This is a genomic window from Umboniibacter marinipuniceus, from assembly GCF_003688415.1.
GTDB classification, from domain to species: Bacteria; Pseudomonadota; Gammaproteobacteria; order Pseudomonadales; family DSM-25080; genus Umboniibacter; species Umboniibacter marinipuniceus.
Map to the genome: position 1 here is coordinate 138,066 of NZ_REFJ01000005.1, position 14,775 is coordinate 152,840.

Genomic DNA, 14,775 nt, shown 5'->3' on the forward strand with positions numbered 1-14,775 from the left:
GAAACTAAGGGTGATTTAAACCATACTTTGTTCAACTATCCCCCCCCTCGTGGGGGATGCGGTAGTTAGTTGGGTTGTTACTATGGTGACACTTAGAAGAAAACTCATAAAGGTTCAAGTATGGCTCTGCAATCACCCGAATGGTGGCGTAACGGCATCATCTATCAGGTCTATCCTCGCAGCTTCAATGATACGAGCGGCGACGGTATCGGCGATCTTAAAGGTGTTACCGCTAAACTCGACTATATTCAGTCGCTTGGCGTTGATGCAGTCTGGTTGTCCCCGTTCTACAAGTCTCCGATGGTTGATTTTGGCTATGACGTAGCAGACTACCGTGACGTAGATCCAATGTTCGGCTCCTTAGCGGATTTTGATGAATTAATTGCCGAAGCCCATGCTAAGGGACTAAAAGTAGTTATTGATCAAATCTATAGTCACACCTCAGATCAACATGCTTGGTTCGAAGAGAGCCGTCAAAGTAGAGATAACCCAAAGGCAGACTGGTACGTTTGGGCGGATACCAAGCCGGATGGGAATCCTCCTAATAACTGGGTTTCGGTATTCGGTGGATCTTCCTGGAAGTGGGATACGCGTCGTAATCAGTACTACCTGCATAACTTTTTGACGGAACAACCTGATCTGAATGTGCACAATCCAGAGGTGCAGGAGCAACTGCTTGCTGACTTACGTTTTTGGCTGGACCGAGGTGTAGACGGCTTTCGTTTGGATGCGATCAATTTTTGCTGCCACAACCAGAGCCTCGAGGATAATCCACCAAAGTACGCCAGCCTTGCGGAGTATGGTGACAGCATTCCACCAAACCAGTATGACTACCAATGGCATGTGAACGACAAAACTCAGCCGGAAACCGCAGCCTTCCTACAGCGTGTTCGCGCGGTATTGAATGAATACCCGGGCACCATGGCAGTGGGTGAAATTGGCGATGACAATATGATTGATGTCATGACTCAATATACAACGGATAATCGCCTGCACTGCGCCTATTCCTTCGAGCTACTCGCCGAAGACTGCGACGCAGAGTTCTTCCGCAGAATTATTCGTGAGTCGAATGATCTGATTACCAAAGGGTGGGCTTGCTGGAGTATTGGTAATCATGATGTACCGCGAGTCATTACGCGTTGGAACGCCGATGAGCTAGATCAAGCCGCTAAGGAAGACCGAGCGGCGCTATTCTGGTTGATGCAATTCACACTGCGCGGTAATAGTTGTATCTATCAGGGCGAAGAGCTTGGGCTTAGCGAAGCCGAGATTGCCTTTGAGGACTTACAAGACCCATATGGAATCAACCTGTGGCCCGAATTTAAGGGGCGTGACGGTTGTCGGACTCCTATGCCGTGGGATTCATCGTTAGCGAATGCGGGCTTTTCATCAGCTAAGCCTTGGCTACCAGTAGTCCCGGAGCACATTGAACGCTCAGTTGATGTGATGGAGGCCGATAGTTCCAGCCTATTACATCGTTTCCGCTCGGTGGTGAATTGGAAGAACCAACAGCAGTGGCTCAAGATGGCTGATCTCGAGTTGATTGAGGACACCGGAGAGCTGCTTGCTTTCTACCGTGATATTGATGGTCACCGATACATTATCATTCTCAACTTAGGGGCAACTCAACAGAGCTACCCCTTATTCACCGCGGGTGCTGAGAATTTGACCCCCGATAACTATGCCCATGAAGTATCACCAAGTGCGGTAGTTCTCCCCCCAAGTGGCGCAGTTGTTTTAAAATTAGCGTAACGTTCCCATTAGCGCTTTGGGATGGTATCTATTCGTTACCATCCCTTTTTTTATTAAGGATTTGGCAATGAAAACACGCCTACTTTTCTCAACTTTGATGACCGTAATCACTGCAATCACAGGGGTAAATGCGGTAGCCGATCAGTCAGCCCCAAAGGCTAATCCGAATACATTTGTTCATCTCTTTGAATGGCGTTGGGAAGATATTGCAGCCGAGTGTCGTGATCATTTACCTGGATTAGGTTATGACGCGATTCAAGTTTCACCTGCTATTGAACACATTGACCACCCAAGTTGGTGGGCGAGATATCAGCCGGTCGATTTTTCGAAGTTCGAATCATTCAGTGGTGGCGAAGAAGCGCTCCGCTCAATGATTGAGACTTGCCATGCGGCAGGTATCAAAGTGTATGCCGACGCGGTGATTAATCATACGGCCGATTACGGCGAGCAAGGAGTTGGTACTGCCGGAACACCTTGGGAAATTATGCAGCATCCTGGTCTTGATGAAAGTCACTATCACCACCCCATCTGTACCATTGAGGACTACAGCAATGCGGATGAGGTCCAGAATTGTCGGCTTGGAGCGCTTCCAGACCTAAATACGTCTGATTCCTATGTCCGCGAGTTGTTGGCGGCGTACCTACGAAAGCTTAGTGAGCTTGGCTTCGATGGGATGCGTATTGATGCGGCTAAGCACATGTCGGCGGCAGACGTAGCAGCGATCTTGGAGCTCGCAGGTGGGCCGAATGTCTTTCTCGAAGTCATTGGCGATCCCTCGGCAGAAACTGCGTTACAGCCTTCAACGTATGCGGCGATCGCCCCTGTCACCGATTTCGCCACTCGCGGTGCAATTTATTCGGCTATAAACGGTGATCTCTCGGACTTAGCGAGCTATTGGCGCGGGGAGTCGGATTTATCGGCTGATATGGCTGTGACCTTCGTGGATAATCATGATACCGAGCGACATACTCAGCCATTATCAATTGCTCAAAAACAGCTAGGTGAGGCGCTGCTTCTGACGTTGGGCTACGGTTACCCCAAGGTACTCTCTGGATACCAGTTTGAAAACCGAGATGCGTTACCCTCGCAGGCTCAGGTATCTTGTGAACAGGGATGGACGTGTTGGCATCGGGACCCAATAGTGAGCCAGTTTGTCCAGCTTCGTCGTGCGGCAGGTGGTGCTCAACCTGAGCAGCTGGAGTATCTCGATGATCAAGTTTTGGCGTTTAGCTATGGACCAGGCCGGGTGTTAGTTAATGTATCCAACGAGACTAAGTCAGTAAGCTGGGATCCGCAGCTTAGTGGTTCGGAATACTGTGATCTTTTGGCGGGTCATGGCAGTGTGGTAGAGCTTGGTTGGTGGGGTGACGTTGACATTTCGCTGCCACCCCATGGTCTGGTGCTGTTACGGGAAGATGCAGTCTGTTCGGCTCCGTAACCACTGCGTTGATCACTAATGTCCAGTGCTTCAGGACGGCGCTAATTTCTATAAAAAGCTACCAATAATAGCTTTTAAAAAAAAGGCTACCAATTAGGTAGCCTTTTTTGTGGGTAATGCTAGAAGTCCGCTTGATTCGGCACGCGAGGGAACGGGATGACATCGCGGATGTTCTCCATCCCGGTGACGTAATTCAGGAATCGGTCAAAGCCCAGTCCAAACCCAGCATGAGGAACCGTTCCGTACTTACGGAGATCTCGGTACCACTCTAACTGACCTGAAAGTCCGCTTTCAGCCATACGCGCATCCAACACGTCTAGACGCTCTTCTCGTTGCGCACCGCCGATAATTTCACCAATACCAGGTGCCAACACATCCATTGCCGCAACGGTCTTTCCATCGTCGTTAAGACGCATGTAGAAAGCTTTAATGTCTTTCGGGTAGTCAGTGATGACGACTGGGCCTTTAACGTATTCTTCACACAACCAACGTTCATGCTCAGATTGAAGATCAATACCCCATTGAACTGGGAATTCAAACTTCTTGCCTGACTTTAAGAGGATATCGATGGCATCAGTGTACGGAATTCGAGCAAATGGCGTTTCCGAGACATTGGTCAATCTTTCGATCAGTGTTTTATCGACCATCTTGTTGAAGAAGCCTAAATCATCTTCACACTTATTAAGGACTTCCTTCACGGCGTAACGGAGCATACCTTCAGCCAAGTTTGCATCATCGTTTAGGTCGGCGAAGGCAATTTCCGGTTCAACCATCCAAAATTCAGCAAGGTGGCGAGTGGTGTGGGAATTCTCAGCACGGAAGGTAGGACCGAAGGTGTAGACCTTGCTCATTGCCAGCGCGTAAGCCTCAGCGTTTAGCTGGCCCGATACGGTTAAAAATGACTCTTTGCCGAAGAAGTCCTCGCTAAAGTTGACGTCACCTTTATCGGTACGAGGGAGGTTGGCCATATCCAGGGTACTTACTCTGAATAATTCACCAGCACCTTCGCAATCACTTGCGGTAATGATTGGTGTATTGATCCATTGGAAACCATCATTCACGAAAAAGTTGTGGATGGAATTCTGTAGCACGGTGCGAACGCGAGTGACCGCACCGATTGAGTTGGTGCGTGGACGAAGGTGGGCAACGCCACGAAGATATTCGAAACTGTGGCGCTTCTTGGCGATAGGGTAAGTTTCAGCGTCAATCACTTCACCTACCAATTCTACTTCGGATGCTTGAATTTCAACACTCTGGCCTTGACCTTGCGACGCTACTAACTCGCCTCGAATCACTACCGACGCCCCAGTTGTAGCCCGCATTACGTCGGTTTCATAGTTATTCAGTGTATTGGGAACAACGGCTTGAATTGGGTCAAAACAACTGCCGTCGTGAACGGCGACAAAAGAAATTCCTGCCTTTGAGTCACGTCGAGTACGGACCCAACCTTTTACTTCAACTGTTGAGCCAACGGCTACGGACCCGCCCAAAAGCGTTTTTACACTGGTCATAATTCTAGATTCCAAAAAAATTAGGGTTTCAATGGTAACCATTATACGAAACTCTGAGCCTAACGGGTAGATGAATTAGCTTTTGGGCGGCTCAGAGTTAAATTGAGAGGATGACTGAAACTAGAAAATGAAACGGATGCCGCCGCCAAAGAGGAAGCTTTCCTCTTCATAAAAACTAATATCACTGTCACGCGCGCGGTCGGATAAGATTAGCGTGAGCGTCGTATTTTCGAATCCGAATGGCTCAGCAAAGGAGTAGATCGCGAAGAGATTGTTGAGATTGTCTTCACGCTCACTGGCGAAAATGGGATTGACAGCATCATAATCGAGTTGCTCGTAGCTATAGGCGCCAATAATGGTGTGTCGACCGGACCGATATACCAGGCCAAGTTCGGCTCCATAGGTATCAAAACTCATCGCCTCGCCTTCCGCATCGTTACGGAAGTTAAATAGCGACGGGCGAAGAATAAAGCCTCTGCCAAGCGGGATAGTAAGGTCAGCCCCCAGGTATCGCACGCTGGCGTTTCGATCGAGCGCCGCACGTTCATCTGGCAATAAGTTTTCATACACGCCACTTTCTTCTTGGTCAATTTTTGAGTCGCCATAGGCAACTTCTAGCGAAAGTGGCCCCCAAATATGCTCGGCCCGAGCGCGTATTGCCGTTAGGTGACGGTCTGTCTCACGACGCTTTTCACCGGTGAGGTAGGGGTCCTCCCAAACTCCGGATGGTTGGATGCCCGGGAGAAGCGCGACTTCGAAGAATTGATACTGACCAGTATGGACTCGATAGCCAAGTTCCGGTGCGAAACTTCCTCGTACGGCCTTTTGACGGTTAATACCAAGATAGATCTGCTGGTTAGTATCCTCGAAGGTGTAAGTGACTCGCCCAATTATGGTGGGGATCACTTTCGTTCCACTTGGTCTGTCGCCTTGAAGATCGCTAATTGGGTCCTCATTTGCAGTGCTCAGGAAACTATCGCTGTTAATGTAGCCAATGCCAAAGAGTGCATCGCCAGAAATCCCATGCTCTCTGTCAGCGCCTGGCTGAGCAATTAGGCAAGCTGGATAAAAGAACAAGGTTAAAACCAGTAGAGCGGATTGCTTGATTTTATTCATAATTTTTCTCAAATTGGTGTTTTGCCGTAATAGCTCATCAAATTCTACCTCAAGTCAGTCATTGAAGGCGGCTAGTGAGCTTTAAAAGAATCTCTCTTTAACGCTAGTAAAGCATTTTTAGATTACTAGGTACTAAGAATATCTTCGATTGCCGCGTTAAGATTCGAAAAGCGAAAATCAATTAACTGATTTGCTAGTTGTGAGGTGTTGAAATAGTGCCCATTTAAGATGAGCTCGTTCGCCATTTCTCCGCCGAAAAGTTTGACCAGCGAGCTTGGTACGCTAAGGCGAACTTTCCTGTTTAGTTGGGCAGCAAGCGCATTATTGATCTCGGCGTGACTATTCTGACTGGGAGCCACAAGGACCAGCGGCGAAGATTCATTGGTTGTTTGCGCAAGCGTTAAAATTCCCTTAACGACGTCATCAATATGCACCCATGGAACGCCCTGCTGGCCACTGCCTAAATGCATTGCCAAGCCTAACTTGGTAGGTAATATCAACTGCTGTAAATAGCCGCCCTTACCCAGCACAATACCCAGTCTGGCGATGTGCACGGTGCCCCGGAATAACTTCGCTGCCTGCTCCCAGCTATGACATAAGTGGCCCGCAAAAGAAGATGAGGCGGTACTGATAAGCGCGGTGGGGTCTTCCTTGCTACTGTGTGGGTAATAGCCCACTGCACTGGCGCTAACTAAGGTGGCATTGGGAGCTCGTGCGTTTAAAAACTCGCTTAAGGCCTCCGTAGCCTTGACGCGAGAGTTGATAATTCGCTGTTTCTTACTTTCACTCCAGTGACCAAATATTGGTTCGCCAGCGAGATTAATGACTACATTGGGAACCTTGTTCACGGCCTCGAGGCTATTTACGTAATTGATCTTCGGGTTGCTGGACTTCAACGAAGCCTGTCGTGTTAAGACGGTTACGGTGCTGTTTGTGGGGAGTGTCGCGATCAGCGCGTTGCCGATAAAGCCCGTGCCGCCTGTAATCAGATAGTCCATCGTGATAGAATTCCACTGAAGTTTTGCTTTGTTTACGTCATGATAGTTGGCGTGGACTACTTTCAGCAGGCTGAATGGCAATTTTAGGAAATATTTATGATTTATTTAACACCGCTATTGGGCGGAATAATGATTGGTGTAGCGGCTATGCTCATGTGGTATGGCTACGGCCGTATTATGGGTATGAGTTCTATTACATCGGGCGTGCTTTGGCAGCAGGCTGCGGAACGTCGTTGGCGGATTATTTTTATCGTTGCGGTAATCGCCGGTGCGTTTGCGGTGTCTAAATTCATGGGTGTGACAAGCTTCGCGCCCATTAAATCCGGTTGGATATGGCCGATCGCGGCGGGTCTCCTCGTAGGTTTCGGTACTGGAATAGGAAGTGGCTGTACCAGTGGTCATGGTATCTGTGGCATCGGCCGTTTCTCGTCGCGCTCAATTATTGCAACCTGTATTTTTATGGCGTCGGGTATCGCTACGGTATTCTTAGTTCGTGTATTAGGAGCCTGATATGAGATTGTTAATTGTAGCCCTGTCGGGCTTATTGTTTGGTGGCGGTCTAGCACTTTCTGGTATGACTAACCCTGTGAAGGTAGTTGGTTTTCTGGATCTATTTGGACAGTGGGATCCTTCACTGATGTTCGTGATGGGCGGCGCGCTAGCCGTAACCATTCCGTTATTCTTTATGTCGAAGAAGGCACAGAGCACTTGGTTCGGTGATACCCTACAGTGGCCGTCGATGACCCAAATTGATCGCTCGTTGGTCAGTGGCGCGGTGCTATTTGGTGTTGGTTGGGGTATCTATGGACTGTGTCCTGGCCCGGCCGTAGCCTCACTTTGGACGATGAACGAAGAACTGATTAGCTTTGTGGTGGCAATGGTCGCTGGCTTGTCGGTGGCTCATTTCATAAAGAAATAGCGCAATGCATACTGAGTAGGGCGCGACCCTTCTCATGGTGAGCTGATTAAAAGCCGCTAAAACTTAGTTTTGGCGGCTTTTTAGTATGTTCAGCGTCTACCCAACAGCGTTTCAACTCGAGGACGCTAGTGCTTTGTAGCCGTTTCGCTTCACCTCTTACAGCACTTCTATCAGCATGTTTATTGGAACTTATCTTGGTACCTAGCGCTTACGATGCTTTTTAATCAGGTCGTAAGCAGCTTGAATTTCCTGCGCTTTTTCGGTGGCAACTTTCACCATGTTTTCAGGTAGTCCTTTCGCCATGAGCTTGTCAGGGTGATACTCCTTCATTAGGTTTCTATAAACTTTCTTAATTTCGGCGTCCGTAGCGGAAGACTCAACGCCCAACGCACGGTAGGCAGTATCGATGTCCTGTTGAGCAGTGTAGGTCTGGCTTGAGCGCTGGTACGAGCCACCTTGCTGCCGCCCTCGGAAGAAGTTGTGCTGAGCTTCCAGCATCATAATCAACTGCTGTAGCTGCATTGGCGACATACCAATGCCCTGAGCGATTCGCTGAACAACACGATTCTCAATGTCGTCCATATGGCCATCGGCCATGCCCAAACTAATGAGAGAGACAATTAGAAACTGGCGCATCTGTCGACTTTGACCTGGACCCATTCGGAACGCGGTCAGGGTTGAGTCAAGGTTAAAGCTATCGCTGGCGCCAGACTTAAATAGTGCTATGGCTTCACGGCGTTTCTCAGTGCTGAGCCCCATGCGGGTCATCAGTGCTTCAGTTGTTTTGATCTCAGCCTCGGTGATTTGGCCATCCGCCTTTGCCAGGTGACCTAAGCACTGATATAGCGTTTGGAAGAAGACCTGCTGCATGGCTCCCTGTTGCTGGCGATTCGCCATTGACGGGCTATCTTTGAACATCGCGTCAAAGAAGGCGCCAATGAAGAAACCAATAACAGCACCCGCCGGACCACCTATTAAGCCAATAACGGCACCAATCCATTTACCCAAAACTCTACCTCATTCGTGAATATCGCTTGCGCAGATGATAACGGATAAACTATTTTACTGTAAGAGATAGCCGCGATTATCCTGAAAACAACGCAGAGGGAAGAAATCAGTGCAATCAATAGAGCTGCCCCATGGCGGTCTTATCAACTTTGAAGAGCGACCAGCGAAAAGAGCACAGCTAGCACATTTTAGCTTCCGACTTCCTATGGCAATGGTTCATGTTAGCCATGCTGAGGACGTGGTGGTGAGTATCGAACTTAGTGCTATCGGGGCTCCCGCTTCCAGTTTGACGCCACAGCAACGACGTATCGCACGTTCAATTGAAGAGTTGTGGCGTGGTAAACCCCAGAACTTGATATTGCAGGGGCCTCTTACGGAATTCTCGATGGCTGTTTGGCAGGCGCTTGTGGAACTGAGTCCGGGAAGTACTATCTCTTACACCACTCTCGCAGAGCGTGCAGGCAATCCTCGAGCAGCCAGAGCCGTGGCACGAGTCATGTCGCAAAATACCCAGGCATTGGTCTTACCCTGTCATCGAGTAATTGGTAAAAGTGGTGCATTAACGGGGTATCGATGGGGAGAAGATATCAAGGCTGCGCTGATTGAGTTCGAGAAACTGCAGTTGAGTTAATCCAGCTTTCATGTGTAGTCGCTACCTGAAACTCTTCAATCTTCAGGTGGAGCTAGCACCGCTACTTAAGGTTTCTATTCTGCCGAAGAGAGCTCAATAGTCAAATCTTCCGCATGGATATCACGCTTTAGCTGAATCAAAAAATCGCGCATATAGTTAGTCCTCCGCAGTGCTTCTCGCTTGGCCGATTCGGTGTTCATCGTCTTGCCGATGTGCAGCAATTTGGTAAAGAAGTGATCGACGGTATATTTTAAGTCCTCAGGACTCCGATGTTCACAAAGCGGGTCAGAGGGTTCATAGAGCGTCCTGCCAATAGCGCCTCCCACAAGCATACAGCGAGCCACGCCTACTGCTCCTAAGGCATCCATTCTGTCGGCGTCTTGAACAATCTTTGCTTCGAGCGAACGAGGCGGAATGTTGGCGCTGAAACTGTGAGCGATAATCGCGTGCTCGATGGCCGGAATCAGGGTCTTGCTATAATTTAATCGCTTTAGCGCTTCCCGAGCTTTTTCCGCGGCAAGCTTCGAGGCAATTGGCCTATCGGGACTGTTCTTGGCGACCGCGACACTGTCATGAAACCAAGCCGCTGGGACGACGATATTAAGATCGGCGCACTCGGCAGTTGCCAAATTCTTTGCCATACTGACAACCCGCTCAATGTGAGCAAAGTCGTGAGCTGGATCGGCGCTTTCAATGCTGCTAATTATTGTAGTGAATGCGGGTTCGAATGCTTGCCAGTAGTTTGGACTCATTGGTATTCTCTTAAGAGTAATATCGGCGGTAAAACGCTGAGTATGGCCTGAATTGCGCGAATACTAGACGACATGTCTATTCAAATGGCGTCCTCGCCCGTTTCACCGGTTCGAATACGAATAACTTCTTCGAGGGAGGAGACAAAGATCTTTCCGTCGCCGATCTTGCCACTACTAGCCACTTCGATAATAGTTTCAATTACGGTCTCAACCAACTGCGAAGAAATTGCTATTTCAAGCTTTATTTTAGGTAAGAAATCAATGACGTACTCAGCCCCTCGATAGAGCTCCGTATGCCCCTTTTGACGTCCAAATCCTTTTACTTCAGTTGCCGTTAAACCGGTGATTCCTCGGTCTGACAATGCCTCTCTCACACTGTCAAGTTTGTGTGGTTTGATGATGGCAGTAACAAGTTTCATTGAGCACTCTCCTAGGAAGAACGATTAAGTTGACCTTAGTCTAACAAAAATTAAACAAACAAAAACGGTTAGTTTGCAATGCCTAGATAGAGCTAATGGTAGCATTTCCCTTGTTAGGAGGCACTTTAGTGTGGTTTTATGGTACTGAAGGAAAGACTCTAAAAATAACGGATAAAGCATGCTAAGAGAATGGAAACTCTTTGCGGTGTGTTTGCTATCGGCAGTATCTATAGCCTCAGCGCAGGGTGAAAGCTTAGAGCGAGACGTCGATGCCCCTCAGTGGTTCGAGGGAGAGATAGTTGATATCGCGAATTCAGCCGCCGAATTACCACGCGAACGGGTTCGGGCTTATATTGAGTATCAGCTCTCTAAATCAACCTTTAGTGAAACTGAAAGAATACAGCTCGCTTTACTTCAATCCTATTATCATGTCAGTGATGCTCGATATTTGGATGCGTTGGCGATATTAGATGAAGCGCCACAGGTAGAGGTCGTAGGTGTCCCCACGGTTATTGAGTTTTATCTTCAGCGCGGAATTGTCAATCAACTTCATAATCAACTGTCCGAGGCCAACTGCCGCGATTTTGATCGGGCGTATGCCGTAGCGAAAAACGGTATTTACCCAGAGTTGTATGTGCGTGCTGCGGGCCGACATGTGAGTTGCTTGACCAATGATATTGGTCGAGAGAGCGAGGCGGTGTCAGTATTGGCCGAGGCAATGGAGGTTGCATCTCGAACAGAGATTGATAAGGCAATCGTCATTGACCTTCTCGTTTCCTTGGGTGAGATTAACCAGCGTCTTTATGACCACCAAACCACTCAAGCTATTTTTACTCAGGGCTTACAGTTAGCTCAGTCAGAAGCGCTACTTCAGCATGAATTCGATATGTTGTTTAACTTAACGGTTGAATCCTTCTTTGTACGCGATGAGATCGCCTATCGAAGCTATTTAGATCAGCTTTGGTTGGTGGGTGGTGCAAACCGTTATGCCGATTTCGACTTCTTTTGTTGGTATCTAGAGGGCTTGTATTTTAGTCCCTATCTAGTAAATGACCCTAGGAAGGCAGTAGAGGCCTATTTTCAGGCGGTACAGTTGAGGGACTCGACCTCGGAAACCTACTATTCAAATGATGCTGTTTTACAGTGGTTGCTAAGCAGAGCTTTAGCTGATGGTATTACTAGTATACGAGAAGAATTTATTGTCTTTATAGAGGAGCATCCGGAGTTCCTGGATTACGATTCAAGCGCGTCAATACTCAGCGATATTCTTTCTGATGATTATGAAAGCATCCTATTTTATACGGTAGCGCTGGAAAATCATTATGCCAACGCGATGTTTAAGCTAGCCGACCATGTCAGAGCCTACTCTGGCGAGGGTGTAGCCGAAGCTGGTGTTCGCTATCAGGCAGAGATCGCCCGCCAGCAGCTTGAGATCGAGCAGTTGAATAACGCCGCGACGCGTGCGGAGAGCACTAAAATGCGTTGGCAGAGGAATGTGGTATTTTCACTAGTTGGGTTTATGGTGTTATTGGTGAGCTACTTAATTTATTCCCGAAATAGATTTAGAGAGTTATCGCAAACCGACGTGTTAACTGGGATTGCCAATCGCCGACGAGCGTATCGAGAGCTCGATAAAGCAATGCGCTCAATGGAAAGTGGCGAAGCAGCGTACGATGACCCTAGCGTTGGGCTAGCGGTACTGCTACTTGATGTGGACAAGTTTAAAACGGTTAACGATAACCTTGGTCATGATGCCGGCGATCGAGTTCTCAAAGAGCTCTCGCGTATTGCCAAACTGGCAATCCATCGGCGTGAATTAGTCGCGCGTTTCGGCGGTGAAGAGTTCTTTATCCTAATGCCACGAACTAACTTTGAAGCCGCCGTAGAAACCGCTGAGCGATTGCGCTTAATTATTTCCCAATCGGATGTGGGGATTGGCAGCCAGCGTGTTACGACGAGTGTCGGACTTGAATTTGTCGATCGTTTAGACCTCCAAGCGGGGATGACGGCTGATGAAATTGTTAACCGGGCGGATAGGGCGCTTTACGATGCTAAGTCGTCGGGCCGAAATTGTGTAAGGTGGACCCAGAATGACGCAATTGACATTGAGTCCTTCAAGGCTACTCAGCATGAGGAAGATCAACGGACTGCTTAGTGGTGGACGGATGTCATTTAGAGAGGAAAAGTTTAGCTAAGTTACTTACTTACTTACTTACTTACTTACTTACTTACTAGCGCTTTCGCTGAGCTGCTCGTTAAAAATAGCTTGCGGTGCTAGTTAGCTGCGATTGCCGCTGAAGAACTCTCGCAAGTGGTTGAACCGCCGTACTCGGTACGGATAAAAAAGTCACTTGGTTCTCAGTTCTTCACCGCTAGGGTGGACTAGGAACCAAATGACGATTTATCTATTCTTCACCTTATTTTAAGGTTGTTCTGGGCAACCACCACAGCTTAAGTAGACATGACGTGGATCGTTGAGTTGATTGAGTTGAATTAACTGCTGCTGAAACGCATTCAGTAAACGCTCTGATGTTGTCATGGTGTAAGCTTCCGCCGATGAATTTTGTTTCATATCACGGAAAAATTGCTGGGTGGGTGTTAGCGGTTGCGTGACCAGAATAGTTTCATAGTCTTCAATTTCCGCCAGTGTGGCAGCATGATTGATAGCATCGTCTAAGCCGCCGAACTCATCAACTAAGCCGAGTTCTAGCGCTCGTGCTCCACTCCATACTCTACCCTGAGCAATTTCATTGATCTTCTCGGGAGTGCTATTTCTGCCCTGCGCAACGATTTCAAGGAATTGTGTATAGATATTCTCGATACTCAGCTGAATGGTGCGAGCCATTGGCTCGCTAATGCCATTGAGTGGATCGAATCCGCCCGCCATTGGCGTGGTCGCCACGCCGTCCGAATAGATTGCGTAGTCAGCGGCTAAACGGTCGAAGGTAGGTATTATGCCGAAAACTCCAATTGATCCCGTAATAGTCTGAGGATTGGCAAAGATATAGTCGGCACTGGTCGAAATCCAGTAGCCACCTGAGGCTGCTAAACCACCCATTGAAATGACCACGGGGATTCCTGCCTCGCGGGTAGCTACGACCTGCTCACGAATCACTTCCGATGCATTGGCTGAACCGCCCGGGCTATTAACTCGGAGGACTAAGGCATCAACTTCGTTGTCTTCACGAGCTCGACGAATGAGTTCTGCTGTTGAATCACCGCCGATCATACCTGGAGGTTGACGACCATCGACAATTTCACCTGAAGCTACGATAACCGCAATTTTCTGCTCTGAGTCTGAACTATCGAATAGGTTCTCCATCTGAAGCTGAGTACGGTAGTTCTTCCAAGAAACGCCGGGATCATCGCCCTCTTCATCGGCAAATTCAGCTAATCGAGCTAAGCGTTCTGTACGAGTCTTGATGCCGTCAACTAGACCGAGCTCAAGAGCCATTGAGGCAAAATGACCATCGTGGGCTGAAAGTGTTTCAGGGTAGTGATCTAACCAAGTATTGATGAAGCCGGTTTCGAGGTGGCGATTGCTTTCTACGACATTGGTGAAGTTACCCCAAAGATCACCCATCCATTGCTCAGCGTTTTCGCGAGCAGGGGCCGACATCGCGCCGCCCATAAAAGGCTCTACCGCCGATTTGTAAGTGCCAACTTTAAAAACGTGAACGTCAATGCCGTAGCGCTGGAGGAATTCGCCGAAGTAAGGTCGGTAGCTAGCTAGTCCCATCAAATCAACGCCGCCCATATCACCGATATAGATTTCATCTGCAAAGGAAGCTAGGTAGTAGGCCGATTGGCTGTAAGACTGTGAGGTAGAAATAATCGGCTTACCAGTCTCTTTAAAGCGGTTTAGTGCCTGGCCAATTTCATCGAGCGAGGTGAAACTAGCTCCCATTCCCGATGGCAGCAATATCAGGCCTTTGACACGGTCGTCCTCCGCCGCCCGATCAATCGTATCGATGACGTCAAATAGCAGAATTTGTTGCGGTCCATCGTCTTGTAGCTGGGCTAGGATTTCATCGGAGACAATCTCCTGCTCTACGATTAGTCCATTTAAGGACAAACGGACCACGCCCTGATCCTCAATGGTTTCAAGCTCATCCTGTTGGCTGGACGCAACCACGATGATAATCAAGACGCCGAAGAACAAAACGTTCAACAGGATAATTCGGGAAATATTGAACGCCTTTCCTAGCGCAAGTAGAAATTGTTTCATTCG

At 48.5% G+C, this 14,775-nt stretch carries 13 protein-coding genes; 6 read left to right on the forward strand and 7 right to left on the reverse strand.

The window, feature by feature from the left end:
• Positions 1-120 precede the first annotated feature (120 nt).
• Both DFR27_RS10585 and DFR27_RS10590 read left to right on the forward strand, forming a co-directional pair.
• The gene (locus DFR27_RS10585) at positions 121-1,752 is read left to right on the forward strand and encodes an alpha-amylase family glycosyl hydrolase (RefSeq protein WP_121877436.1); all 1,632 of its coding nucleotides are present in this window, start codon (positions 121-123) and stop codon (positions 1,750-1,752) included.
• Positions 1,753-1,819: 67 nt separating this feature from the next.
• Entirely contained in the window at positions 1,820-3,190 is a 1,371-nt protein-coding gene (locus tag DFR27_RS10590) for an alpha-amylase family glycosyl hydrolase (protein ID WP_121877437.1), read from the forward strand.
• 119 nt (positions 3,191-3,309) lie between these two features.
• On the opposite strand, the gene asnS is transcribed toward DFR27_RS10590, so the two are convergent.
• From asnS to DFR27_RS10605, 3 genes are all read right to left on the reverse strand, one after another.
• On the reverse strand, positions 3,310-4,701 hold the full coding sequence (gene asnS, locus DFR27_RS10595; protein ID WP_121877613.1) for an asparagine--tRNA ligase: 1,392 nt from the start codon (positions 4,699-4,701) through the stop codon (positions 3,310-3,312).
• Between the two features lie 120 nt (positions 4,702-4,821).
• A complete protein-coding gene (locus DFR27_RS10600; RefSeq protein WP_121877438.1) occupies positions 4,822-5,817 on the reverse strand; it encodes a DUF2860 family protein in 996 nt (331 codons plus the stop codon).
• A 125-nt stretch (positions 5,818-5,942) separates the two neighbouring features.
• Positions 5,943-6,815, reverse strand: coding sequence for a TIGR01777 family oxidoreductase (locus DFR27_RS10605; protein WP_121877439.1), 873 nt, complete (start codon positions 6,813-6,815; stop codon positions 5,943-5,945).
• A 96-nt stretch (positions 6,816-6,911) separates the two neighbouring features.
• Between DFR27_RS10605 and DFR27_RS10610 the strand changes: the two genes are divergently transcribed.
• Both DFR27_RS10610 and DFR27_RS10615 read left to right on the forward strand, forming a co-directional pair.
• The gene (locus DFR27_RS10610; protein WP_121877440.1) at positions 6,912-7,325 is read left to right on the forward strand and encodes a YeeE/YedE family protein; all 414 of its coding nucleotides are present in this window, start codon (positions 6,912-6,914) and stop codon (positions 7,323-7,325) included.
• Position 7,326: 1 nt separating this feature from the next.
• On the forward strand, positions 7,327-7,734 hold the full coding sequence (locus DFR27_RS10615) for a DUF6691 family protein (RefSeq protein WP_121877441.1): 408 nt from the start codon (positions 7,327-7,329) through the stop codon (positions 7,732-7,734).
• A 201-nt stretch (positions 7,735-7,935) separates the two neighbouring features.
• On the opposite strand, the gene djlA is transcribed toward DFR27_RS10615, so the two are convergent.
• Positions 7,936-8,742: a co-chaperone DjlA gene (gene djlA, locus DFR27_RS10620; RefSeq protein ID WP_121877442.1), complete on the reverse strand. Its 807-nt coding sequence runs from the start codon at positions 8,740-8,742 to the stop codon at positions 7,936-7,938.
• A 109-nt stretch (positions 8,743-8,851) separates the two neighbouring features.
• Between djlA and DFR27_RS10625 the strand changes: the two genes are divergently transcribed.
• A complete protein-coding gene (locus DFR27_RS10625) occupies positions 8,852-9,373 on the forward strand; it encodes a methylated-DNA--[protein]-cysteine S-methyltransferase (protein WP_211327625.1) in 522 nt (173 codons plus the stop codon).
• Between the two features lie 74 nt (positions 9,374-9,447).
• Here DFR27_RS10625 and DFR27_RS10630 read toward each other — a convergent pair whose 3' ends face one another.
• Positions 9,448-10,125, reverse strand: coding sequence for an HD domain-containing protein (locus tag DFR27_RS10630; protein WP_121877443.1), 678 nt, complete (start codon positions 10,123-10,125; stop codon positions 9,448-9,450).
• A gap of 80 nt (positions 10,126-10,205) precedes the next feature.
• Positions 10,206-10,544: a P-II family nitrogen regulator gene (locus DFR27_RS10635; RefSeq protein WP_121877444.1), complete on the reverse strand. Its 339-nt coding sequence runs from the start codon at positions 10,542-10,544 to the stop codon at positions 10,206-10,208.
• Between the two features lie 178 nt (positions 10,545-10,722).
• Between DFR27_RS10635 and DFR27_RS10640 the strand changes: the two genes are divergently transcribed.
• Complete coding sequence (locus DFR27_RS10640) at positions 10,723-12,699, forward strand: GGDEF domain-containing protein (RefSeq protein ID WP_121877445.1); 1,977 nt, start codon at positions 10,723-10,725, stop codon at positions 12,697-12,699.
• A gap of 267 nt (positions 12,700-12,966) precedes the next feature.
• On the opposite strand, the gene sppA is transcribed toward DFR27_RS10640, so the two are convergent.
• Positions 12,967-14,772, reverse strand: coding sequence for a signal peptide peptidase SppA (sppA, locus tag DFR27_RS10645; protein ID WP_121877446.1), 1,806 nt, complete (start codon positions 14,770-14,772; stop codon positions 12,967-12,969).
• Positions 14,773-14,775 lie beyond the last annotated feature (3 nt).

What these genes read in the sequence shown, in the direction of transcription:
- DFR27_RS10585 (WP_121877436.1), top strand. Translation starts at nt 121, where the DNA reads ATGGCTCTGCAATCACCCGAATGGTGGCGTAACGGCATCATCTATCAG.
- DFR27_RS10590 (WP_121877437.1), top strand. Translation starts at nt 1,820, where the DNA reads ATGAAAACACGCCTACTTTTCTCAACTTTGATGACCGTAATCACTGCA.
- asnS (WP_121877613.1), bottom strand. Translation starts at nt 4,701, where the DNA reads ATGACCAGTGTAAAAACGCTTTTGGGCGGGTCCGTAGCCGTTGGCTCA.
- DFR27_RS10600 (WP_121877438.1), bottom strand. Translation starts at nt 5,817, where the DNA reads ATGAATAAAATCAAGCAATCCGCTCTACTGGTTTTAACCTTGTTCTTT.
- DFR27_RS10605 (WP_121877439.1), bottom strand. Translation starts at nt 6,815, where the DNA reads ATGGACTATCTGATTACAGGCGGCACGGGCTTTATCGGCAACGCGCTG.
- DFR27_RS10610 (WP_121877440.1), top strand. Translation starts at nt 6,912, where the DNA reads ATGATTTATTTAACACCGCTATTGGGCGGAATAATGATTGGTGTAGCG.
- DFR27_RS10615 (WP_121877441.1), top strand. Translation starts at nt 7,327, where the DNA reads ATGAGATTGTTAATTGTAGCCCTGTCGGGCTTATTGTTTGGTGGCGGT.
- DFR27_RS10630 (WP_121877443.1), bottom strand. Translation starts at nt 10,125, where the DNA reads ATGAGTCCAAACTACTGGCAAGCATTCGAACCCGCATTCACTACAATA.
- DFR27_RS10635 (WP_121877444.1), bottom strand. Translation starts at nt 10,544, where the DNA reads ATGAAACTTGTTACTGCCATCATCAAACCACACAAACTTGACAGTGTG.
- DFR27_RS10640 (WP_121877445.1), top strand. Translation starts at nt 10,723, where the DNA reads ATGCTAAGAGAATGGAAACTCTTTGCGGTGTGTTTGCTATCGGCAGTA.
- sppA (WP_121877446.1), bottom strand. Translation starts at nt 14,772, where the DNA reads ATGAAACAATTTCTACTTGCGCTAGGAAAGGCGTTCAATATTTCCCGA.